21 protein-coding genes and 1 tRNA gene are annotated in these 22,957 nt (G+C 66.6%); 12 read left to right on the top strand and 10 right to left on the bottom strand.

Annotated features, from left to right (window positions below):
* Positions 1 to 436 precede the first annotated feature (436 nt).
* Both MXF70_RS00225 and MXF70_RS00220 read right to left on the bottom strand, forming a co-directional pair.
* Positions 437 to 507: transfer RNA gene (locus MXF70_RS00225), tRNA-Gly, on the bottom strand.
* A gap of 117 nt (positions 508 to 624) precedes the next feature.
* The gene (locus tag MXF70_RS00220; RefSeq protein WP_248516586.1) at positions 625 to 1,038 is read right to left on the bottom strand and encodes an archease; all 414 of its coding nucleotides are present in this window, start codon (positions 1,036 to 1,038) and stop codon (positions 625 to 627) included.
* Positions 1,039 to 1,234: 196 nt separating this feature from the next.
* Between MXF70_RS00220 and gpmI the strand changes: the two genes are divergently transcribed.
* The 3 genes from gpmI to MXF70_RS00205 all read left to right on the top strand — a co-directional run bounded on the left by gpmI (position 1,235) and on the right by MXF70_RS00205 (position 4,490).
* Entirely contained in the window at positions 1,235 to 2,779 is a 1,545-nt protein-coding gene (gene gpmI / locus MXF70_RS00215; RefSeq protein WP_248516585.1) for a 2,3-bisphosphoglycerate-independent phosphoglycerate mutase, read from the top strand.
* A 158-nt stretch (positions 2,780 to 2,937) separates the two neighbouring features.
* Positions 2,938 to 4,098 (top strand): thiolase domain-containing protein, encoded by a 1,161-nt coding sequence (locus tag MXF70_RS00210; RefSeq protein ID WP_248516584.1) that lies wholly within the window; start codon positions 2,938 to 2,940, stop codon positions 4,096 to 4,098.
* Positions 4,095 to 4,490 (top strand): Zn-ribbon domain-containing OB-fold protein, encoded by a 396-nt coding sequence (locus tag MXF70_RS00205; RefSeq protein WP_248516583.1) that lies wholly within the window; start codon positions 4,095 to 4,097, stop codon positions 4,488 to 4,490. The genes MXF70_RS00210 and MXF70_RS00205 overlap by 4 nt, the downstream gene beginning before the upstream one ends.
* A 70-nt stretch (positions 4,491 to 4,560) precedes the next feature.
* On the opposite strand, the gene MXF70_RS00200 is transcribed toward MXF70_RS00205, so the two are convergent.
* Positions 4,561 to 5,490, bottom strand: coding sequence for an alpha/beta fold hydrolase (locus MXF70_RS00200; protein WP_248516582.1), 930 nt, complete (start codon positions 5,488 to 5,490; stop codon positions 4,561 to 4,563).
* A gap of 263 nt (positions 5,491 to 5,753) precedes the next feature.
* On the opposite strand from MXF70_RS00200, the gene MXF70_RS00195 reads away from it, so the two are divergent.
* The 3 genes from MXF70_RS00195 (at position 5,754) to MXF70_RS00185 (ending at position 9,237) form a co-directional block, all read left to right on the top strand.
* Positions 5,754 to 7,589, top strand: a complete 1,836-nt coding sequence (locus MXF70_RS00195; protein ID WP_248516581.1) for a PAS domain S-box protein — start codon at positions 5,754 to 5,756, stop codon at positions 7,587 to 7,589.
* An 81-nt stretch (positions 7,590 to 7,670) separates the two neighbouring features.
* A complete protein-coding gene (locus MXF70_RS00190) occupies positions 7,671 to 8,129 on the top strand; it encodes a DUF7992 family protein (protein WP_248516580.1) in 459 nt (152 codons plus the stop codon).
* A 136-nt stretch (positions 8,130 to 8,265) separates the two neighbouring features.
* Complete coding sequence (locus MXF70_RS00185; protein WP_248516579.1) at positions 8,266 to 9,237, top strand: ROK family protein; 972 nt, start codon at positions 8,266 to 8,268, stop codon at positions 9,235 to 9,237.
* Between the two features lie 245 nt (positions 9,238 to 9,482).
* Here the strand turns inward: MXF70_RS00185 and MXF70_RS00180 are convergent, their stop codons facing one another.
* Positions 9,483 to 10,883 (bottom strand): HAD family hydrolase, encoded by a 1,401-nt coding sequence (locus MXF70_RS00180; protein WP_248516578.1) that lies wholly within the window; start codon positions 10,881 to 10,883, stop codon positions 9,483 to 9,485.
* A gap of 199 nt (positions 10,884 to 11,082) precedes the next feature.
* Between MXF70_RS00180 and MXF70_RS00175 the strand changes: the two genes are divergently transcribed.
* From MXF70_RS00175 to MXF70_RS00160, 4 genes are all read left to right on the top strand, one after another.
* Positions 11,083 to 11,583 carry an NUDIX hydrolase gene (locus MXF70_RS00175; RefSeq protein WP_248516577.1) on the top strand — a complete coding sequence of 167 codons (501 nt, stop codon included), beginning with the start codon at positions 11,083 to 11,085 and terminating at the stop codon, positions 11,581 to 11,583.
* Between the two features lie 187 nt (positions 11,584 to 11,770).
* A complete protein-coding gene (locus MXF70_RS00170) occupies positions 11,771 to 12,844 on the top strand; it encodes a glucose 1-dehydrogenase (protein WP_248516576.1) in 1,074 nt (357 codons plus the stop codon).
* On the top strand, positions 12,841 to 13,470 hold the full coding sequence (gene gfcR, locus MXF70_RS00165) for a transcriptional regulator GfcR (protein ID WP_248516575.1): 630 nt from the start codon (positions 12,841 to 12,843) through the stop codon (positions 13,468 to 13,470). Before MXF70_RS00170 ends, gfcR begins: the two co-directional genes overlap by 4 nt.
* Before the next feature lie 272 nt (positions 13,471 to 13,742).
* Positions 13,743 to 14,333 carry a DUF7110 family protein gene (locus tag MXF70_RS00160; protein WP_248516574.1) on the top strand — a complete coding sequence of 197 codons (591 nt, stop codon included), beginning with the start codon at positions 13,743 to 13,745 and terminating at the stop codon, positions 14,331 to 14,333.
* 125 nt (positions 14,334 to 14,458) lie between these two features.
* Here MXF70_RS00160 and MXF70_RS00155 read toward each other — a convergent pair whose 3' ends face one another.
* Entirely contained in the window at positions 14,459 to 14,665 is a 207-nt protein-coding gene (locus MXF70_RS00155; RefSeq protein ID WP_248516573.1) for a dodecin family protein, read from the bottom strand.
* A gap of 144 nt (positions 14,666 to 14,809) precedes the next feature.
* On the opposite strand from MXF70_RS00155, the gene MXF70_RS00150 reads away from it, so the two are divergent.
* Positions 14,810 to 15,877: a lactonase family protein gene (locus MXF70_RS00150; protein ID WP_248516572.1), complete on the top strand. Its 1,068-nt coding sequence runs from the start codon at positions 14,810 to 14,812 to the stop codon at positions 15,875 to 15,877.
* A gap of 5 nt (positions 15,878 to 15,882) precedes the next feature.
* Here the strand turns inward: MXF70_RS00150 and MXF70_RS00145 are convergent, their stop codons facing one another.
* The 3 genes from MXF70_RS00145 to nreA form a co-directional block, all read right to left on the bottom strand.
* Entirely contained in the window at positions 15,883 to 17,010 is a 1,128-nt protein-coding gene (locus MXF70_RS00145) for a M24 family metallopeptidase (protein WP_248516571.1), read from the bottom strand.
* Between the two features lie 112 nt (positions 17,011 to 17,122).
* Positions 17,123 to 17,476, bottom strand: coding sequence for a TRAM domain-containing protein (locus MXF70_RS00140; RefSeq protein ID WP_248516570.1), 354 nt, complete (start codon positions 17,474 to 17,476; stop codon positions 17,123 to 17,125).
* Between the two features lie 116 nt (positions 17,477 to 17,592).
* Positions 17,593 to 18,867, bottom strand: coding sequence for a DNA repair protein NreA (gene nreA / locus MXF70_RS00135; protein WP_248516569.1), 1,275 nt, complete (start codon positions 18,865 to 18,867; stop codon positions 17,593 to 17,595).
* A 307-nt stretch (positions 18,868 to 19,174) separates the two neighbouring features.
* Between nreA and MXF70_RS00130 the strand changes: the two genes are divergently transcribed.
* Positions 19,175 to 19,831, top strand: a complete 657-nt coding sequence (locus MXF70_RS00130; RefSeq protein ID WP_248516568.1) for an HAD family hydrolase — start codon at positions 19,175 to 19,177, stop codon at positions 19,829 to 19,831.
* A gap of 32 nt (positions 19,832 to 19,863) precedes the next feature.
* Here MXF70_RS00130 and MXF70_RS00125 read toward each other — a convergent pair whose 3' ends face one another.
* Together MXF70_RS00125 and MXF70_RS00120 are read right to left on the bottom strand one after the other, a co-directional pair.
* Positions 19,864 to 21,309: an MATE family efflux transporter gene (locus MXF70_RS00125; RefSeq protein ID WP_248516567.1), complete on the bottom strand. Its 1,446-nt coding sequence runs from the start codon at positions 21,307 to 21,309 to the stop codon at positions 19,864 to 19,866.
* A 98-nt stretch (positions 21,310 to 21,407) separates the two neighbouring features.
* Positions 21,408 to 22,607: a DUF7972 family membrane protein gene (locus tag MXF70_RS00120; protein ID WP_248516566.1), complete on the bottom strand. Its 1,200-nt coding sequence runs from the start codon at positions 22,605 to 22,607 to the stop codon at positions 21,408 to 21,410.
* Positions 22,608 to 22,957: the final 350 nt, after the last annotated feature.

Genomic DNA, 22,957 nt, shown 5'->3' with positions numbered 1-22,957 from the left:
CGCAATGCTCACCAGCAGGTCGGTCGGCAGCTGCGCGAGCGAAGCGGGGTCAAGTACAGAAACGGAGCGTACCGAAGTGTTCGGAGAAACGACCGCCGGGAGTGCGCCGACCGGGACTGAGCAGAAGCGAAGCTTCTGCGAAGGTCGGTCGGCAAGCGAAGGACGAGCGTAGCGAGGAATGAGTGCGCCGACCGGGATTTGAACCGAAGGAAGACGGTCCGGGCGTGCGGCCTCACTCCGTTCGGCCGTTCCGGGCTGCGACTTCCAGGATTCAAATCCCGGCGGGCGCATCTGCTCGTCACGTACGTTCACCGGAGCGGCAGGCCGCTCCGAGCCGTCGCTCAGGATATTCGCGCCGACCTCGCAGAATGCGCCGACCGGGACTGAGCAGAAGCGAAGCTTCTGCGAAGGTCGGTCGGCAAACGACCGAAGGGAGTGCGCCGACCGGGATTTGAACCCGGGCCATGAGCTTGGAAGGCTCAGGTCCTCCCACTAGACCACCGGCGCGCTTCGTCACTGCGTTTCTCGTGCGCCGCCCCTCGCCTCAGTTCGTTCGGCGAGACACCGGCGCTCACTCGGACGTATCAGGGTACGGAATAAGGGCCTTACCCTTCGCGTCGGCGATCACACGTCGAACACGACGTACGCCCGCCAGCCGTCGGGTGTCTCCGCCAGTTCCAGATCGGAGTACGTGACGGCCTTGATTTCCCGGGCATCGATGGCCTCGAAGGGCACGCCACGGGCGCTCGCCTCGACGACCCACCGATCTCCGGACTGCGTGACGATGGCGTCGTTGTCCACCGGGAGCACCGACCGGACGTCGCGCTCGTAAATCAGCTCGTCGAGGTAGTCGAAGAGGAGCGCTTCACGGCCCTCCGCGTCGACCCTGAGCTCGAACCGCTCGCCACCCGTGTCCGGAATGTCGTCGCACATCGTCGCCGCGAGACCATCAGCGACCGTGGCGACGGCGCCGTCGAGCGTTTCGGCCTCGGCCTCGACGGCGATGTCCGCGGTGTGCTCCCGGAGCCAGTACGGCATCGAGAGCCGGTTCGTGGTCAGCGCTCTTGGTTCGGTCGATTGCCCGCTCGGAGCGGAGCGTCTCGACGGCCCCGAACTCAGCAACCGCAACCGGAAAACCACCAGACGACGCACCGAAACCATTCAGTACCATTCAGCACCATCGTCGAACAAGCGACACGTAGTTACCCCAGGCGACCACATTTCACGGTAACACATGCAGGCGGCGTTGGTAATTCTGGACGGCTGGGGCCTCGGCGATCACGACAGGCGCGACGCGGTCAAGGCCGCCGACACGCCGGTCTTCGATGAAGCCGCCGAGGAAGGCGCCTACGGCACGCTGACCGTCTCCGGGCGTGCGGTCGGACTCCCCGACGGACAGATGGGCAACAGCGAGGTCGGCCACCTCAACATCGGCGCCGGCCGGGTGGTCAAACAGCCCTACACGAAGATCAACGACGCGATCGAGGCCGGCGACCTCGACGACAACGAGGCGCTCCTCGCGGCAATCGACGGCGCTCGCGAGCGCGGCGGCCGAGTCCACTTCATGGGTCTCGTCAGCGACGGCGGCGTCCACTCCGCACAGCAGCACCTCCACGCGCTGATCGATCTCGCTGCCGAGCGCGACGCCACGGCGGTCACGCACGCATTCACCGACGGGCGGGACACTGACCCCGACTCCGGTGAGGGGTTCCTGTCGGCGCTGGGCGCCCACGCCGAGCAGGCAGGGACCGGCGACGTCGCCACGGTCACCGGTCGCTACTGGGCGATGGACCGCGACACGAACTGGGAGCGCACGAAGAAGGCCTACGACGCGATCGCCGAACGTGAAGCCGAGTTCGAGGCGCCGAGTGGAGTCGCGGCCGTCCGACAGGCCTACGACCGCGGGGAAACCGACGAGTTCATCGAGCCGACGCTGGTCGAGGGCCAGCCCGCCCTGCAGGACGGTGACGCCGTCGTCTTCTTCAACTTCCGCCCGGACCGCGCCCGGCAGCTCGTCCGGATGCTCACCGACACGAAGCCCGCGTGGCCATTCGAGATCGATCAGCCGGCGATCGAACTGACGACCCTGACGGAGTACGACGAGACCTTCGAGTTCCCCGTCGCTTTCCCGCCGGAGGCGCCCGAAGCGACCCTGGGGAGCACGCTCGCCGATCACGGACTCACCCAGCTTCGACTCGCCGAGTCCGAGAAGTACCCCCACGTCACCTACTTCCTCAACGGCGGCCGCGAGGTCGCCTACGAGGGCGAACGGCGCGAGATCGTCGAATCCCCGGACGTTCCGACATACGACCTCCAGCCGGAGATGAGCGCGGAGGGCGTCACGGACGAGGCGGTCGGCATCATCGACGCCGACGATCCCGACGTGCTCGTGCTCAACTACGCGAACCCCGACATGGTCGGCCACACCGGCGACTACGACGCGGCCATCGCTGCCGTCGAGGCCGTCGACGCCCAGCTCGGTCGCCTGCTCGATACGCTCGACGACCACGGCGCGCACGTCCTGCTCACGGCGGATCACGGCAACGCCGACGACATGGGGACCGAGGCGGAGCCCCACACCGCACACACGACGAACCCTGTGCCGTTCGTCTCACTGGCGCCGTCCGCATCCGCCGCCGCGGCGGGCGATCGAACAGGCGGCCATCGCGTCAGATCGGGCGGCACGCTCGCCGACATCGCGCCGACGATCCTCGAACTGATCGGCGTCGAACAGCCACCGGTCATGACCGGCGAGAGCCTGCTTCTCGACGCGGAGTGAGAGGAGCTGCCAGCCGCTCACGCCCCCGAGCACCCGTGACGATGCCGAAACCATCTGCTACCATCTGAAAATGTCCCGTCAGCGTCGGACGATTCGCCGAGACGTGTCAGGTAAATAAGTGCGGCACGCTTTACCCGGTCCCTCTGCTACGCAGACCCATGGTACGAATCGTCGGCGTGGGGCTCACGCCGTTCGGAACGACGCCCGAGCGAACCGGGCGTGACATGTTCGCCGAGGCCAGCGACGCCGCTTTCGCGGACGCCGGCGTCCCGCGGACGGACGCCGAGGCGCTGTACTACGGCAACTTCATGGGCGCGCTCGCGGAGCACCAGGGCCACCAGGGACCGCTGATGGCCGAGGCAGCGGGGATCCAGGCACCGGCGACGCGGTTCGAGACGGCCTGCGCGTCGAGCGGCGCCGCGGTCCGGCACGCCGTCCAGACGCTCCGGAACGGCGAGGCAGACCTCCTGCTCGTCGGCGGCGCCGAGCGAATGACGAATCTCGGGACCGACGGTGCGACGGAGGCCCTCGCCATCGCTGCCGACGACCTCTGGGAGGTTCGAGCCGGCGTCACCTTCCCCGGCGCGTACGCCCTGATGGCGAACGCCTACTTCGACACCTACGGCGGCAGCCGCGAGGATCTCGCCCACGTCGCCGTGAAGAACCACGAGAACGCGCTCGAGAACGAACACGCACAGTATCAACAAAGGATCGACGTCGACACCGTTCTCGAGGCGCCGACGGTCTCGGCGCCGCTGGGTCTCTACGACTCCTGCCCGATCAGCGACGGGGCGAGCGCGATCGTCCTCGCCAGCGACGAGTACGTGGCCGAGAACGACGTCGACGCGCCGGTTTCGATCACCGGCACCGGCCAGGGCGGCGACAACCTCGCGCTCCACGATCGCGAGTTCCTTGCGCGCTCGCCCGCTGCGGAGGATGCGGCGACCGAAGCCTACGACGACGCCGGGATCGGTCCCGACGACGTCGAACTCGCGGAGGTGCACGACTGCTTCACGATCGCGGAGGTGCTCGCTCTTGAGTCGTTGGGCTTCTACGAGCCCGGCGAGGCGATCGGCGCCGCGCGGCGCGGCGAGACGACGGCGACCGGCGACCGCCCCATCAACCTCTCGGGCGGTCTGAAGGCCAAGGGCCACCCCGTCGGCGCGACCGGCACCGCCCAGATCGCGGAACTGACCCAACTCCTCAGGGGCGACCACGTCAACAGCGACGCCGTCCCCGACGCGACCGTCGGGCTCGCACACAACGCCGGCGGAACGGTCGCGAGCGCGTTCGTCCACGTCGTGGAGGTGGCAGAATGAGCGATCCCGACGACTCCGCGGGCGAAGCGGGCTACGACGAGTGGATCGCTGCCCTCGAGGATGGCGAAGGCTACTATCTCGCCTGTCCCAACGGCCACGGCTCGCTCCCGCCTCGCCGTCGCTGTCCCCACTGCAGTAGCGGCGAACTGACCGAGCAGGCACTCCCCGAGACCGGGACGATCGCGACGTTCACCGAGACGCAGGTGCCGATCCCGAGCTTCGCCGACGACGCGCCGTACGTCGTCGCTATCGTCGACTTTGGCGACGTTCGACTCACCGGGCAGCTCGGCGAGATCGATCCGGCAGCAGTCGAGATCGGGCAGGTCGTGGCGCCCGATATCGTCGAACGGGAGACGACGGGCGAACCGCTGGTCGCGTTCCGTCCGGTCTGAGGAAGCGCGCTCCGCACTCCACCTACACGGCGTTCTCTCTAATTGAACTGGCGACCGACTCTGAAGTCGCTCAGACGGTCGGCGGCACGAGGCCGAGTTCGAGGGCGGCCAGCGTCTCCGCCGGATGCTCGAGATGTGGCAGCCGCTTCGCGTAGTCGACGACGACCAGCCGCGCGTCGGTCGCGGCGGCCAGATCGCGGCCAGACTCCAGCGAGGGGTCGGTCGATTCGCGGCCCCAGAGCAGGGTGACGTCGGCTTCGACGTCCGCCAGCGCAGCCTCGACCTCGATACCGGGATCGAGGTGGCCGCCGAGATACGAGGCGGGAGCGTACCGCGCGCCCGGCTGGTGGGCGGCCGTCCAGCAGTACTCGAGGAACTCCGCGGGTGGTGCACCGTAGAACCGGGCTCCGACGGCGCCGCTTCGCAGTCCGCCACCGCTCGTCAGTCCGTTGTAGATCGCGGTCCCGAGGACAGGCGAGCGGAGCAGCGCTCGCCGTCCCACCGACTGACTACCGGTGTCCGCGACCGGCGTGACGAGCACGAGCTGCTCGACGTCGGCGCCCGGCGCGGCCAGCGCAGCGTAGCTCCCGGCGAGACCCACCGCGACGACTGCAGGACTGTCGTCGCTGGCCGGAACGTCCGCGAGGAAGTCGCCCACGAACGCTTCGTAGATGCTCGCGGAGTAGGTGAGCGGCGGGCGGTCAGAGCGGCCGTATCCCGGCATGTCCGGTGCGTAGACCCGGTGGTCCTCGGCGAGCGTCTCCGCCACGCCGACGAACTCCCGGCTGGTACCGACGACGCCGACGTCGTGAAACAGCACGATAGGCGGATCCTCAGGATCGCCCAGCGCGGCGTAGCTCACGTCCATGCCGCGCCAGCGGTAGTGGTCCTGATCGCCAGGCAGCCCCGGCGGGAGTTCCCCGCCGCCGCGACCGAGCGCCCGGTTCCCGACCGCTGCGATGCCGGCGCCGGCCGCGAGTGCGACGGATCGACCCTTCATGGCTCCACGTTCGCCCGGCCGGAACTTAGGCGTGCCGACGCTCCTGTACCATGTCTTCTCGCTGGCTCACGTGCACTGGTGGGATCTTCGAAGCGCCCCTCGAAGCGACTTCCGAACGATCTCCGCCGTGATCCAGCCTGTCACCTCTCCACGCCGACCGGGACCCTCCAACACCTGCCAGCACTGTTATGCCATCGTATCCCGTTTTGTCAGCACATGTGTATCGCGCCGACGGGGGTTCACAGGCCTCGAGGGCCGCTCCAGTGAGAGTGGAGAACGGCGATTTCGAGAGCGACGTCCTCGGAGCGATCAGCGAGGCGGTTCTGGTGACCGGGCGAGAGGGGCGGATCGTGTACCAGAGCCCCTCGGTCTCGAGCGCATTTGGCTACGAAGACGACGAACTCGTCGGAGAGCAGACGCTCGATCTCGTCCACGAGGAGGATCGGGAGGAGATCGCCGCCCTCGTCGAGCGGATCGGGCCCGACAGTACGGAGCAATCGGAGTGCCGAATCGTCGACGGAACTGGCTCCTGGCGGTGGGCGGAACTCTCCGTCACGGATCCGGTCGAGAGCTCTATCGACGGCTACGTCGTCAGCGCGCGAGACGTGACCGAAGAGGTCCACGCCCGCTGGGATCGTGAAGAGCTGCTAGACCGGATGGCTGAGGCATTTTTCGCCATCGACACCGACTGGCACGTGACGCACGTCAACCGACACACCGAGTCGCTCCTGGGCGTCGAGGCAGCCGAGGTCGTCGGGAAGCCGCTGCAGGAGGTCTTTCCCGGCGGGCTCGACTCGACGTTCGACGAGGAGTTCCGCGACGCAATGGCGACCGGGGAGCCCCGGCAGTTCGAGGGGTACTACGAGCCTCTGGACTCCTGGTTCGCCGTCGCGGTGTATCCCGGCGAGACCGGACTCTCGGTGTTCTTCGAGGACGTTACCGATCGCAAGCAGACGGAGCTCGCTCTCGCGAAAAACGAGAAAGCGCTCCGGGACCTCCACGACGTCGCGGCCGACAAGGAGCTGGCCTTCGAGGAGAAGCTCGTCAGGTTGCTCGATCTGGGCTGCGATCGCCTCGATCTTCGCCTCGGCTTCCTGACGCAGATCGAGCAGTCCAGCGACGCGCCCGACGGCGTCGGTACCCAGCGCGTGGTCGAGGTGCAGGGCGACCACGAGCTGCTGGTACGGGGCGAGTCCTGCCCGCTCTCGGAGGCCTACTGTCAGCGAACCATCGAGACTGACGACCTCATGGCGACGCGAAACCCCGAGACGGAGTGGGTTCCCGAGGAGGCCTACGACGTCTTCGGCCTCGAGACGTACGTCGGTGGGAAGCTGATCGTCGACGGCGAGATCTACGGCACGCTGTGTTTCGCCGACACGGTGCCACGGGAGACGCCGTTCCGCTCCGACGAGGAGGCGTTCGTGGAGCTACTCGTCGAGTGGATGGCGTACGAACTCGAACGAAAGCGTCGTGAATCCCGGCTCGAACAGCAGAACGACCGGCTCGACGCGTTCGCCTCGATGGTCTCACACGACCTCCGGAACCCGCTCACGGTCGCGCAGGGGAATCTGGATCTCGCTGCCGACTCCGGTGAGGAGGAGCACCTCGCGATCGTCGCCGAATCGCTCGACCGGATGGAACGACTCATCGACGACATGCTCCTGCTCGCCCGAGAGGGCCAGGACGTGGGCGACACCGACCCGGTCGATCTCGGTTCGGTCGCCCGCGACGCGTGGGGGTTCGTGGCGACGAAGTCGGCGACCCTGGAGGTCGTCTGCGAGGGGTGTACGGTCGCCGCGGACCGCGACCGGCTGCTCCAGCTTCTCGAGAACTGCTTCCGCAATTCGATCGATCACGGCCAGGCCGATGTACACGTCCGCGTCGATCAGCTTGACGACGGCTTCCTCCTCGAGGACGACGGCCCCGGCATCCCGCCGGACGTGCGCGACTCCGTGTTCGAGACCGGCGTCACGTCCGAGGAGAGTGGCACCGGGTTCGGGTTGGCGATCGTCGAGCGCATCGCCACGGCTCACGGGTGGACCGTGACCGTCGGCGAGAGCGCCGAAGGCGGCGCACGGTTCGAGTTCCGCGCCGACTAACCGATACTGCGGTCTGATTCTCTGCGGATCACACGCCCGACGCCGCCAACCCTTATCCGCCAACCGAGCGTAGCAACTGGTATGTCACTCGACGTGGGCCCTCCCGAACCGCCCGAACTGGAACCGATCGATCCCGACGACTACGAGGACGTCGAGGTCGTCTCCGACAGCGACTATCGCCGGGAGGAACTCGGGGACTTCCTCGAAGGCGGCGCCTGGGAGGAAGCCTTCGACACGTGGCGCGACGACACGGACATGGACGAGGACACCTTCGCCGTCGTCGAGGATCTCGGCCTCTTCGAGGAGTACGACTTCTTCTGGGACGCGTTCGCCGACCGCGTCGGCTACCACTCGCCGGGCGTGCCCGAGAACTGGAAGGAGATGGACATCCACCCGGAGCTGAACACCTGGGAGCGCGCCTCGACGATCAACGCGGAGCTCGCGGAGCTGGGCCAGATCGTCTGTGACGTGCTCAAAGCCAGCTACGTCGACTGGGAGAGCGAGTACGATGCGCCGGACGACCTCCCCGAGTTCGACTGATCGCCGGTCCCGGCCCTCCAGCGGTGCATCTATTCTACGCAGTGTTCGGACTCGCTGGGCTCACTCGACGCCGCCCTAAATCGTCACTCGGGAGCGAAGAACGTCGCTTAAGTGGAGGGGCACCCCTTGGTGTGACATGTACTTCGCCGGCGTCGACCTGGGCGCCACGAACACGCACGTCGCCGTCGCCGACGACGAGGGCACCATCATCGGCGAAGACGAGCGACCCACGCCCCGTGGGCCGACCGGGATCGCGGTGACCGAGGAGATCCTCGACGCGCTACGGACGGCGGCCGATCGTGCCGGCGTCGATCCCGTGGACATCGTGGCTGCGGGGATCGGCTCGATCGGTCCCCTCGATCTCGCCGAAGGAACGATCGAGGATCCCGCGAACCTCCCCGGAAATATCGGCACCATTCCACTGACGGGGCCGATCGGGAACCTCATCGAGAGCGAGGACGTCTACCTCCACAACGACACAAACGCCGGAGTCATCGGCGAGCGATTCTTCAGCGACCGCAACCCCGACGACATGGTCTACCTGACGATCAGTTCGGGGATCGGTGCGGGCGTCTGCGTCGACGGCAACGTCCTCGACGGCTGGGACGGCAACGCCGGCGAGGTCGGTCACATGATGCTCGACCCACAGGGCCATCTCACCTGTGGCTGTGGCTCCGACGGCCACTGGGAGGCCTACTGTTCGGGGAACAACATCCCGACCTACGCACGATTTCTCCACAACGACGATCCGATCGACACCGCCGTTCCGCTCGACGATCCCGACTTTTCCGCTGCCGACATCTTCGAACACGCTGGCTCCGACGCGTTCGCCGACCACGTCGTCGACCAGATCGCCCACTGGAACGCGATGGGCGTCACGAACGTCGTCCACGCGTACGCGCCGATCGTTATCTACGTCGGCGGTGCCGTGGCGATGAACAACCCCGAACTCACGCTCCAGCCGATCCGGGAGCGCCTCGACGACATGGTGTTCACCAACATCCCCGACGTACAACTGACCACGCTCGGCGAGGACGTCGTCGTCAAGGGCGCCGTCGCCAGTGCGATGACCGCCGGGACTGGGGATCAGCGTCGGCTCCGGAACTGAGGATTTCAGACGGTCCCACCCGGATCCGATCCCGCTTCTCGACCGCTTTCCCGTATCTCGCCACAGCTCGCCTCACCTCACCTCACCTCGCCTCACCTCGCCACAGCTCGCCTCACCTCACCTCACCTCGCCTCACCTCGCCACAGCTCGCCTCACCTCACCTCGCCTTACCTTCCCCCACCTTCCCCCACCTTCCCCCACCTCGCCCCACCTCGCCCAACTTCGACCGCCACCGGCACCTCGTCCTACTCGTCGGCTTCAAGCGCCGCCAGTCGATCCAGCGCGTACGCGATCCGGAGCATATCCGCAGCGTCGCCGCGGTCGAACACCAGCTCGTCCGTCGAGTGGACGTGCGCGAGGACGTCCTCGGAGGCGTGGTCTGGCGCCGCGGCGATCCCGGCGTTCTCGGCGCCGACCCACTCCATGATCCGGAGGTCGGTCTTCGAATCGCCCATCACGAGCGCGAACGGGTCGTCGATGCCGAGCACGTCGTAGGCAGCCGCCACGCCGTCGGGTTTGGTCAGCTCGCGACTGGTCAGCTCCGCGGCGTCCGCCTCGTAGTAGGCGACGTCGATGCGCTCGAGGACGGCGGTGAGTGACGAGGGCGCGTTTGCCAGGTCGCGATCCGGGATCGCGTCGCGAGAGTCGAGGACGGCGCGGATCTCGGGGTCAGCGGCTGCGTACGCCGCGCGGGCCCACTCGCTGGCTTCGGTGGGGTCGATCGACTCGATGGAATCGGTCGAATCGACAGCGGCGTCGTTCTTGGACGCGTTCTTGGACGAGTTCGTGGCCGCATCCGAGGCTTCGTTCGCGGCGATTTGCTCGGCCGCGACCGTGCCGAGCACGTCGATCTGGTGGACGAGCGCGTCGTCGATCAGCTCCCGAGCACGATCCGACCCCGTCGCGGCGTTGGGCTTGACGGTCACGTTGAACTCGTTGCCCTGGAGGTGCGATCCCCGGCGGAGGTCGGCCGGCGCGTCTCGAAACAGCCGGGAGCGGACGCCCTCGAAGATCGCGACGACGGTCTCGTCGAGCGTTTCGTAGAGGAGCCGCTTCGAGTCCGCGCCGTGGCCCGGGGTGAAGACGCCGTTGCCGGACTCGTAGACGATGGAGCAATCGCCGGAGTGGACGAGTTCGCTACCCAGCCCCTGGATGAGAAACCCCTTGACGTTCTCGAGGGTCTGGCCCGTACAGACGACGATCGGGACGCCCATCTCGTGAAACTCGGTGAGGAGGTGCAGCGTCTCTCGCGGTATCTCGTTGTCCGTGCTCCCAGCCGAGCGGAGCGTCTCGTCGACGTCGAGCACGAGCACGTTCACCGCCCGATCGTAGGTCGTGAGAAGGTCGAGTGCCGTAAACGCCTGATCGCGGGAGGCCCGCGCAGCGATCTCGGCGTAGACGGCGGCCGTCTCATTGTCCGTCGCGGCGATGTCGGGTCGCGTGGCGAGGGACCGCGGGGCGTCACTCACGAACGACTCGACGATCGCGGATTTCTGCTCGGCAAGCGCCTCGCTGACCGCCTCCCAGTGTTCCAGTGCTACCCGGGAGTCCAGCGCGGGGAACAGGTCGACGAACGCCTGGTGGTCGCGTAGCCGCCCGGTGTCGAACTCCGCGTAGAGCCGATAGAGGCGGTCGTACTGCTCCATGGTACAGGTCGCGTCGCAACCCGGGAAAAGGATTGCTTCCGGGACCATTGCTCCGAATCCGAGTACCATTGCCACCGGCGGCGGGGTGCCAGGAGCGTCGCAGGGGGTCGTACCGCGAGGGACGCAGTGCTGTCACCGGATCTGCTGCCACCCGCTGCCAACCACAACGAGCATACCACTCGCATCCAGAACCGATCCCATGGAGACGACGCGACATTTCACTGCGACGACCTACGTCGTTGCCGAGGGCGCGGTCGCCCTCCACTTGCACGACAGGATTGGGAAGTGGTTACCACCGGGCGGCCACGTCGATCGCGGCGAGCTTCCTCACGAGGCAGCGCTTCGAGAGGTCGCGGAGGAGACCGGACTCGACGCGACGCTCGTCGCCGAGCAGGACGAGATCGGGTCGCCGACCGTCGAGCCGCTACCCCAGCCCCAGCACCTCCAGCTCGCGGACGTGAATGTCCACGGCGAGGCTGGCACGGCCGACGCCGAGGTCGGACACCAGCACGTCGACCTGGTCTACTACGCGGCCGCGCCGGACCGCTCGATCGACCCGGCCGACGACGAGGAGCCCGCCGAGGCCTGGGAGTGGTTCGACGTCGAGACGCTGGCGAGCGACGACGAGCTCGACGCCGACGTCGCGGAGATCGCACAGCGGGCAATCCAGGCGGTCCGCGCCTGGCGAACGGAACAGTAATCGACCCGCTGTGGGGGAATCTCTTGTCGCTGGTTCGTCCTCCTGTCTCTTGTTGCGATCCCGTGCCGTCTGTTCAACCTCGTTCCGTGTGCATACTACCGTTCCATATCTGTGATTGCGTGCCGATCGCCGATTTACTACGATCTGAATACAAACGTTTACCCTCTGGCATGTGCATCGGTGTCGCATGAAGGTCGTCGCAGTTCGTGAGGGGGAGCAGACGCCGACGCTGATGGAGAAACCTCGTCCGGAGCCTGCCGCGGGCGAAGCGCTCGTTCGGACGCTCCGGGTCGGCGTCGACGGCACCGATCACGAGGTGCTCGGCGGTGGTCACGGCGGGTTCCCGGAGGGTGAAGATCACCTCGTGCTCGGACACGAGGCCGTCGGCGTCGTCGAGGATCCGAATGGCACCAGGTTCGAGGCGGGCGACGTCGTCGTGCCGACGGTTCGACGGGCGCCTGAGGGCCAGGAAGACAACGAATTCTTCGCGCGCGGGGAGCCCGACATGACGCCGTCGGGGCAGTACCAGGAACGGGGGATCGTGGGCGCGCACGGCTTCATGGCGGAGTATTTCACCAGCCCCGGCGAGTATCTCGTCCCGTTGCCGCCCGAACTGACCGACATCGGCTTCCTCGTCGAGCCGTTGTCGATCACGGAGAAGGCCCTGGAGCTGTCCTACGCCTCGCGCTCGTCCTTCGAGTGGAACCCCGAGAGCGCGATGGTGCTGGGCAACGGCTGTCTGGGCCTACTGACGCTGGGGATGTTCGAGCACACCGAGGGCATCGACCGGAGCTACTGTCTGGGTCGCCGGGACCGTCCCGATCCCACGGTCGACATCATCGAGGCAATCGGCGCGACCTACGTCGATTCTCGCGAGACGGCCGTCGACGAACTGCCCGACACCGTCGAGTCGATGGATCTCGTCTACGAAGCGACGGGGTACGCTCCACACGCGTTCCAGACGATCGAGGCGCTCGCGCCCAACGGCGTCGGTGCGTTGCTGGGCATCCCGGGGAGCTGGGAGTTCGAGATCGACGGCGGCGCACTCCACGAGGAGCTCGTGCTCCACAACAAGGCGCTGATCGGCTCCGTCAACTCCCACGTCCGGCATTTCGAGGGTGCAATCGAGGATCTACAGGCGCTGCCGGACTGGCTGATCGACGACGTGATCACCGGCGTCTACGGTACGGACGAGCTCGACGCAGCGTTCGACGACAGCAACACGACTATAAAAACGGCCGTCGAACTCTCGACGAGATGAAGAACGTCGACGACCTCATCGACAGCGCCTCGGAGCTCGCCGAGCAGGGGCTCTCCAAGGGCGAGATCGCGGACGAACTGAACGTCTCTCGCGAGACGGCGAGCTGGCTGGTCGAGCGCGGCGGCACGAACGCGAGCGCCGCGGACGTCGTCTCCTCGAGCGCCAGCGACATCCACGTCGACTGGAGCGCCTTCGGCCGGGACAGCACGCGATTGAACCACCTCGGCGCGGCGATGGCGGACATGCTCGCAAGCGAGTCCGAAGACGTCGACCTCACGATCGGCATCGAGAAAGCCGGCGTGCCGCTCGCGACGAGCGTCGCGCGCATTCTCGACACCGACCTCGGCGCCTACGCCCCGCGCAAACACCAGTGGGAGGAAGGGGACATCGAGGACCACGGCGGCACCTTCTCGCGAAATTTCGCCGGTATCCGCGACCGCGAGTGCTACGTGGTCGACGACACGATCACCTCCGGCACGACGATGACCGAGACGGTCGAGGCGATCCGCAACGAGGGCGGCGAGCCCGTCGCCTGCATGGTGCTCGTCGACAAGAGCGGCGTCGACGAAATCGAGGGCGTTCCGGTCTACTCGCTGTTGCAGGTCATCTCCGTCGCCGGCGAGTAACCCGAGCGTACGAGGTCGTCCGGAGTGCGGTCGGTCGAAATCCCGGCTGTCTGATCGCCGGTCCAGATGTGTCACGGCTCGCCGATCGTTTTCCACGATTACGCGTCGCCAGGTGGATCACAGGCCGACGTTACTCCCCAGCGTGCGAGCCGTTGGCTTGCCTCTGCTATCTTTTCCCAACAGGTTTTCTGCCGTAACGAATGGTAGCCACTATAAGTTCCCGAGCCCTAGTATCGATCGACCGCTTACCTGCCGCAGCTCTCACCCCAATCATGTCATCGGAAAACACAGCGAGCGTCTACCGGCTCCACTCCACCCTTGAACTGCCTCTCGAGGACGTCCACGAACTCATGGACGACGGCGAGTTCCCGGAGGGTGTCGCCGACGTCGACGTCACCCGACGGAACAACACGCTCATTCTCAGCGCCACGGCGGAGGACACCTCGATCAGCAAGTACACGCCGACGGCACAGCTCAAAGCCAGCGTCGTCGAGAACCGCGTCTACGAGGAGGACCCCGAAGAGGTCCGCCGACGCCAGGGCGGCCCCAGCTGGGGCGACGAGGAAGAAGAAGAAATCGAGTCCGAGCTCGTCGAGTACGCCGCGTTCAAGGGCGACCGCGAGACCGTGCTCCAGAACACGCAGCTCCAGTACGAGATGTTCCAGGTGCTCCGCGAGATCGCACTCATCTCCGAGAAAGGCACGCTGACCGCGATCACCTGCGACGACGGCGAACTCGACTCCTGGCGCATCGTCGAGGGCGACGAGCGCCCCTCGAGCATCGAAGTCGTCGAAGGGCCTGCCGACGAGGACGCCGCACAGAGTGGCGTCAACTGGCGGGACAACAAGTTCATCAGCGACTGATTCCTGCGGCAGCGTCGGTGCGTCTGGTCCGTTCGATCGTCGTCCATTTCTCCTTGCGTTCGATTGTCAGATTCACTCTCGCGTTCGACCCTCCATTCCACTCCGTCGTTCGATCGTCCTCGCTACTACTGTTCTTGCACCGGGAATGCGACCTCCAGCGTCGTTTTGAACTCGACGATCTCTCCGTCCTCCACCGTCGCCGTCCGGTCTTCCACCTCGACGCCGGAGATGCCCTCGATCGTGTGACTGGCCGTCCGGACGGCCTCCTCTGCGGCGTGATCCCACGACTCTTCGGAGGTTCCGAGCACTTTGACGATCTTGACTGTGGTCATGCAGTCACCGTACGTCGGGACGGGATTTAGCTAGGCGCCGAATAGATCCCCGTCCACGTCCGGTGGCTCTGCCTACCGGCGTGGAACGGCCAATCTGTCCACGGTTCCCCTCCATTGATTGTCCGGCTCGTCGAACTGGATGGTATGTCGACGATTCCCGACGCTCTCTGTTGCTCGTTCGGTGACGAACATTCCGGTCGACTCGTTGGAATCCAGCGAACCGACGGCTCGCTCCAGACGGCCGACTCGCTGGCTGTTCCGGCACCGATGTTTCTCGCCGTGGCACCAGATGGTGACCACGCCTACGCAGTCCTCGATCACGACGGTGGTGAGATCCGTACGGTCGCGATCGCAGACGATGGCGGGCTCGTCGAGCTGAACCGCCACCCGACCGGCGGAGCGGAGCCGTGTTACGTCAGCGTCGATCGGGCCGGCGAGTTCGCCTTCACCGCGAACTACACCGGCGGCTCGGTCTCACTGTTTCCGATCGAGCCCGACGGCAGCCTCGGCGAGCGAGCCCAATTGATCGAGCACGAGGGCTCCGGCCCGAATACCGAGCGCCAGGACGATGCCCATCCCCACTCGATCGTCCCTGGGCCCGACGATCGGTTCGTCTACGCACCCGACCTCGGCACCGACGAGATCTGGTGTTACGAGCTCGATCGCGAGGCCGGTCTACTCGAGCCAGCAGCCCAGCCCCCCGTCGAGATTCACGCCGGCGCCGGCCCGCGCCACCTGGCCTTCCACCCGAACGGCGAAACCGCCTACCTGCTCAACGAACTGGACTCGACGTTGACGGTGCTGGCACGCGAGGGGTCCTCCGGCGCGCTCGATCCCCTCGAGTACGTCGACGCGCTCCCCGGTGATCTTCCGGACGAGGAGCGAGCCGAGAGCTACACCGCCGACATTGCGGTCCATCCCTCCGGAAACTGGTGTTACTGCTCGAACCGCGGCCACGATTCGATCACCATCTTCGACCTCGGCGGGGCCGACGGTCGCGCGGTCGAGCGGATCGCGAACGAGCCCGTTCGCGGCGAGTGGCCTCGCGACGTCGCGCTGACCCCGGACGGCAGCCACCTGTTCGTCGAGAATCGTCACACCGACGAGATCGTCACGTTTGCCGTCGACGCCACGGACGGCTCGCTTTCGGCCACGGGCGACACCCTCTCGATCACGGAACCGATCTGTCTGGCGTTCCGCGAGGATCTGTAGACGGACTACAGCGGCGCGTGCCGTTCGAGTTCGATCTGGGGCACGCCAGGCACCCCAACGGACTCGACGGTGATCGTCGGCCAGTCGCCGGTGACGGTCAGGGGCTCGATGCGATCGGCGGTCACGAGCTGTGTGTCCTCGCTCTTGGCGCCCTGGATGGTCGGGTTCCAGCTGTAGGCCATCGGCGCGTGGACCGGATCGGTGGCGTCCGGGGTCGCGATCCACTCCCGTCCAGCGAAGCCCGCGGCACCGCCCTGGTGGTGGCGCTCCCACTCGCCCTCGTACCCGACGGCGGCGTAGGCGTCCTGGATCGCGCCGAAGACGTCACCGGCAGTTCCGGGTCCGTTTGTGGCTGCGTCGTTGGCGGGATAGTCGCCGTTCGCCGCGGCTCGCGTCGCGGCGAGCGCGGTGGCTTCGACGCGAGCAGCGTCTCGGGTGCGCTCGGCGAGCCACTCGGGCGGATCGAAAGCGACGGTTCGCGAGCAAGACGCGTAGAGCCCCTCGCGCTGGGCGGTCACCGAGAGGAGTGCGTACTCCCCAAGCGCGTCATCTCTGGCGGTGTAATGGCGATAGCGCTGTGCCCGGCGGCTTCCCCCGACGAGCGCGACCGGGGCTTCGATCCCGCGACGGCGCAGCGCCGCGGTCAGCTCCACCGCGACGTCGGCCTCTACGTCGTCGGAATCGAGCGATCGGCAGACTGTTTCGACGGCGTCGGCGGTGTCCCGCGCGAGCGAGCGATACCGTTCGACGTCGTCCTCGTTCAGCGGCTGTCGAACCGCGCTAGCGTCGAGCGATTGGAACCCTGGTACGTCGAAGTCGGCTGCTGCCGGCGTCGGCGATCGCTCTGCGAGTTCGGTCGCGAGGTCGGAGTCGTACCAGGTGAACTCCTCGATGGCAAACGCGTCGGGAACTTCCTCGTCGCGGATGCGCTGGCCCTCGATCGAGTCGGTGACTGCGCGAAACGTTCCGTCGTACCCCGCAGCGGCGACGCCCACGTCGCCGTCGCGATCGACGACGTTCGAACCCCCTGTCAGCCACGCGAATCCGTTCGGCCGCGCGAACCAGATCGCGTCGAGTCCTGCTGTATCGAGAAATTCGTCGAGCCGGTCTGCACGTGCATCGAGATCGACCATACGCGATGCTCACCGGCCGTGACCTTGAACGCACGGGAGCCGGCGACAGTCGAACAGCCGAAAGCTCCGCCGCTTGGACACCGGCATCGGTCGGCGAGAACCGCCAGATCTGTCAGGCCGTGCTCACGACCGTCGCGTCGGCGGAGGTCCGGCCGCGGTTGAACGAATCTACGCGTGCGCGAACGACGTCGCCCTCGCCCGCACCGCTCGGGACGTCGCCAGCGAACAGCACGAACCCCTCGACTTTCCCCACGGCGACCTGCTCGCCGGAGTGGTGGTCAGTGAACTCCGTGATCGCAAACTCGTACTGCTCGCCGATCTCGACGGGTGGCTCTCGGTCTTGCGCCTCCTCGTGGGCGCGCTTCGACGCCGCCACGTCGCTGGAACGGCGACGGAGCACGACCAGGAAGAAGAGTAGGAGGACGAGGAGCCCCGCCCCGCCTGCCGCGATATATAGCTGCTCCATACCACTCGTTGCTCGGTGGAGGACCGTATTCGTTTGGGGTTCGCGATCCGCTATCCTGGCGGTGAGCTTCTGCGACCGAAACGGGCCAGTCTTCGCTTGTCCCGGTCGGTGGCCGGTCACTCGTAGGCCGATAGTTGGGACTGGACGCCGGCGACCATCTCGGATTTCCGACGGAGCTGCTCCATCTGCACGGGGAGCTCCGAGGACACCCCCTGCACGGCGTCGTGGAACGTCTCCGCGGTGGCCGGGCGGTCCATGACGCCGTCACCGAAGGCGTTGCGAACTGCCTCGCGGACCTGCCAGACGCCGACGGGTGCCCAGTACTCGTCGGTGACCTCCCGGAGGACCAGCACCTTGGCCTGGCGGTCGCGCTCGACGAGCTCTTCGAGGACGCCGAGTCGAGCGGCGTAGTAGGCGCCGGCGGTCTCGTCGACGTAGCCGGTCCGGCCCTCGTACCCTTCGCTGGCGGAGGCGAGGAAGTACTCGGCCTCGTCGGGGTTCCAGACGCTGCCCGGTCCTTTCATCTCGACCAGTTCGTACTCCCACTGCCCCGGCGCGAGCACGACCCAGTAGCGGTTGCCGACGTACTCGTTGTACCAGACTTCGACTTCGTCGACGCTCGTGCTGTTCCGGATCTGCCCGTGCATGAACTGCCCGACGGTGTCGTCGACCGCGGTGATCGACCATCGAGTCGGGACGAGCCGTCGGTTGGCCGACTGACCCAGCGCGCCTGCCGAGAGGATGCTGTTGATCTCGTAGACGTCGAACCCGCGCTGCCAGAGGTAGTTCATCGCCCCCTGGGCCTGCCAGTCGTCGTCCTCGAGGGTCTTCTTCACGGCCCGCGGGACGTAGGGGTTCTCCGTGAGATCGACGCGCTCGGCGTTCGCATTCGGTCCGGTCGGCGTGGCGACCGCGTCGGTCGTGAGGTCGATCTCCGGGCTGTCGTCGAGCCCGATCTCGACGCCGACCGGCCGATCGGCGATCGCGACCTCACGCTGCGCCCCGACGACACCATCCCAGACGTCGTCGACGGCGGCGTCCGTGACGTTTGCGCGCCCCTGGGAGTTGAGCATGCCAGTTCGGCGCTGGAGAACCTCGCTCACGCCCAGTCCGTTGTCGTACCACTGGCCGCTCGTCGCGTACTCGCCGGCCTGCTCCTCGTCGCCGACGGGGGAGAGAACACCCGTCGAGATGTTGGGATAGCCCGATCGGCCCACGAAGATCTCCGGCGACGTCGAGCCGACGAGCGTGTCGTCGGAGAGCACGTCGTTGAATCTGGTCTCGACGGTATCGAGGTGGTCCGTGATGGCGTAGGACTTCTCCTCCGCGAGCCGCCGCTTCTCGGCGTCGAGGTCGCGGTCGAAGTCGTCGAGGAACTCGTCGAGCCGCATCTAGGAATTCGTAGGGAGTCCGTTCGTTTGAATCTCCCGCTAGGGACGCCTGCTTCAGCTTGGTACTGCACGACGGCGACCGCAAACAGCTTGGAAGCCCCCTCCCGCTGGCGGGATCTAACTCGCTGTGCGCTTCGCTCGGTCGCTACGCTCCCTCACTGCAGTGCTTACTTCGGTAGATCCCGCCAGCGGTCGGCCCCTTCCAGTCCCTCCCAGAATGTCTGGGTCACGGGCTGCTACAGTCCCCAGTTTGCTCGCGGGTCCGTGGGATCGCCAGCGTCAAGCGACCGCGGTGGAAAGGCGGGGTGTGAGCGAGTTTCGTGCCGTCCTCTTCGACATGGACGGCGTTCTGGTCGACACGGAGTCCCACTGGCACGAGCTCTGGGAGTCCGCGGTGTTCAGCGACGCCATCGACGGCGAGCCATCCCGTGACGACGTTCGCGGCCGGAGCTATCCCGAGTCGATCGCCGACCTCGAGGCGAACTACGGTCTCGACCGCGACATGGCCTACTACGAGGAGCTCCTCGAAGAGCGCGCGATCGACCTCTACGGCGAGGAGGCCGACGCCGACACCGCCGTCCACGAGCTGTTCGAATTCGTGCGCGAACGCGGGCTCCCCGTCGGAATCGTCTCCTCGGCCCGCGGCGACTGGATCCAGGCGGTCGTCGACCGGTTCGATCTCGACCCGCTGGACGTCCAACTGAGCGCGTTCGACGCCCCCGGAGAGGGAAAACCGGCGCCGGACGTCTACGAGCACGCAGCGGCGCAGCTGGGCCTCGATCCCAGCGAGTGCGTCGTGATCGAAGACTCGACGAACGGCGTCCGGGCGGCGTCCGCGGCTGGCGCGACGGTGATCCGATTCGCGCTCGGCGAGGACGTCGAGCTGGCAGAGGCGGACTACGTCGCGACGGACGCCGCCGATCTGAAGCGGATTCTCGGCGAGCTACTCGACGGCGATTCCTAAAGTCGACAAACGGCGCCCCGGAATCCCAGTTTTCAGTCGTCGCTGGGCGCCGCCTCGGGCCGGAACTCCCGCGAAATCGCCTTCCACTCGCCGGTCGCGAACCGGTGGTAGTTCACCGCGGCCGGCACGATCGTCTCCGCGAGGATGGACGCGTAGATCCCCCAGAGCGCCAGCGGCGTCCACGCGCCAAGTGCAGCCAGCGGGATCGCGAACCCATACCGGCCCAGCAGGTTCGCGTAGAACGGCCATCGAGTGTCGCCACTCGCCCGGAGCGGCCCGGTGGCCGCACCGCTAACGCCCCAGAACACCACGCTCAGCGCCGCTACCCTGACGAACTTAGTTGCGAGCGGGAGCGTCGACGCCTCGTTGACGAACCCCATCGCGATCGGGCGGGCAAAGATCACCGCTAACGCCGCCCCGATCACGTACGTCGCGACCGCCAGTCGGAGGATGTCGCGGCCGTAGAGCCCTGCCTCGTTCTCGTCGCCCGAACCAAGCTCCTGGCCCACGAGGCTCGACGATGCGAGGCTGAACCCCCAGCCGGGCGTGTTCAGGAGGTTCCGGACCTGCCGGCCGATGACGTACGCCGCGACGGTGGTTTCGCCGAACTGCCCGACGAGGAAGAGCAGCGGGAAGCGAGCGACGTTGCCGGCCGTGTTCGAGACGACCAGCGGGCTCGCGATTCGCACGAGGTCCCGGAGGATGTCCCGATCGAAGATGGGCGCGCTCCGGAGCGAGACGGTCACAGGGAACTCACCGATCCACGGCAGGCTGCCCCGGAGCATTCCGGCGGCGAACGTGCCCGCGACGAGGACGTTCGCCAGCACCGTGCCGAGCGCGGCGCCCGTCACGCCCATTCCGAGCCCGAAGATGAACGTCGCGTTGAGCCCAATGTTGACGATCGCGCCACCACCCCGGACGAGCATCGGCGTCCAGGCGTCGTCGGCACCGACGAGGGCACGCGATCCGATGAGGTTCAGTCCGGCGAGTGGCACGCCGACCGCGAGCACTCGAATGTAGTCCGCACCGTACTCGATGGAGGCCTCGCTCGAGCCGCTACCGACGAGCTCGATCAGCGTCTCGGGAATCGCGGCGAAGAGGATCCCGATCGGGATCGTGATGAGCAGGGCAGCCACCGCCGAGCAGGTCACGACCGTACTCAGTTCGTCGTAGGCCTCCGCACCGTACCGCTGGGAGACCAGCGAGATCGTACCGCCAGCGACGCCGCCGCCCAGCGCGAACGCGAGTCCCCAGAACGCGCCGCCGAAGCCGACGCCCGCGATGGCTGCTGGGCCGATCGCGAGCCCGACCATCGCCACGTCGGCGACGGATTTCGACATGCGCGCGATCCCCGTGAGTATCCGCGGCCACGCGAGATCCGTGGTCCGCTCGATCCGCTCCCGGTCGACCAGCTCGAGGTCGGAGAGCCAGCGGCCGACCGCCAGCAGGAGCCAGCGGAGGGGGTTGGGGACCGCCACGCTCCGGCGTAGCCCACTCCGGTATTAAGACGTTGTCTCCCCGGAAAGCCCCGTGGGCGTTCGGTCGCGACGATCGCTTCCGACGGGGCCTGTATCGATTACCCGCCATCGGCCATCTCATCGGTCCCTTCGTCGGTCCTCTCATCGATCGTTTCATCGCCTTCACTGCCGGTATCCTCCTCCACCGCTTCGTCGACTTCCTCGGTCAGGTACTCCTCGGTCCCGACCAGCGCCCAGTCGCGCGTGGGCTCGGGCACGTCCCAGTCCAGGGATTCGATGTCGCTCTGTTCCTGGAGGATGAACGGCCCTGCAGCGAGGGTCCGCAGGGTCACCGACACCGACCGCACGATGTAGGACGTCAGAACGAGGTAGGGAGCGAGTGCAACGGTGTAGGCGAAGATGATACTGAGGAGCAGCGGCGTGAGTCCATAGAAGGAGACCGACGGGAACATCTGCGCGTCGACGGCGAGAATGACGTATGACGTGAACACGATCACCGGCAGAGCGACGTAGAGCAGCCGGCTCGAGAGGAAGGCGAGCTCCCGCTTGTAGTAGAGCGATTTGAAATACTCGCGGCTCGTGCCGACGTGCTGTAACACGTCGATGAGCTCGTCGATCGCCTGGCCCTCTTCGTCGGTGAGCTCGCCGGCGTGCTTGCGTTTGAGCCCTCGGATCGCGTGGAGCTGTTCGGAGTACTCGTAGTCCAGCCCGGCGAGGAGCACCTCGAAGGCCCCCATATCGGCATCCTCGAGCGCCCAGCGTGCGTTCTGTACCGCTTCGGAGATCTCTGTGGTGAGCGTCTCCACGTCGGCCCTGAACTCCTCGTTGGTACTGTCGGCGGCCACGCTGGTCAGCTCACGGAGCTGAACGGAGATGCCATAGAGTACGGCGACCATGAAATCCGCCGGCCGCGCTGGCGTCACGTCGGCCTCGATGAACCCCTCGATTCGCCGATGGAAATCCAGCGATGCCTCGATCCGTTCCTCCTGGTTCTCGAGGTCGGTGATCTCCTGGGAGAGCACGACGGAGTTGATCGAGACGACGACCGAAACGAGCAGTATCGCGCCGCTGAGCAGGGAACTGAACAGTCGCTGGGTGGCGTTCGTCTCGTTGAGCAGGTCGTGCATCCCGACCGGTTTGACGAGTGACAGCACCAGGATGACGCCGAAGACCCCGATCATGAGAACGAGCGTGACGGTCAGTCGGCCGCCGGTCAGCAACAGCCACCGCTTCACTCGGCTCTCTCCGGGCGTCGAGAGCGGGACGTTCAGCGGCCCTCTCTCATCAGAGTTGCTCACGCGTGTGTGGATGCCCGACGGCGTTTCGACGACGTTCTCACTGGCGTTCTCCGGCTGGGATCAGTCCACGGCCTCCCCGACGATATTGTGACAATTTTCATTTTTGTTCTGTGATCTGTGGACAATGTCGAGTCGAAAATTCGGGGTACAGCGGTAAAATTACTGTGGGGGTATCGACGATACAATCTGTATATAATTTCCGAGTTGTCTGGTACGTGGATGGCTATCGACGACGATTTGACGGCGAGCACTCCGGCCGGTCCCGGGCCCAGTCAGTGCCGCCACTGAACCCTCTTAGCTGAATCGTGGGAGTCGTCAGCTTCTTGGCCGGCGAGCACCGATTCGCGTCC

Origin of the sequence: Salinarchaeum laminariae (assembly GCF_023204835.1) — an archaeon.
Classification (GTDB): domain Archaea; phylum Halobacteriota; class Halobacteria; order Halobacteriales; family Salinarchaeaceae; genus Salinarchaeum; species Salinarchaeum laminariae.
The sequence above is the reverse complement of the archived record's forward strand: the minus strand, read 5'-3'. Positions and strand labels throughout refer to the sequence as shown.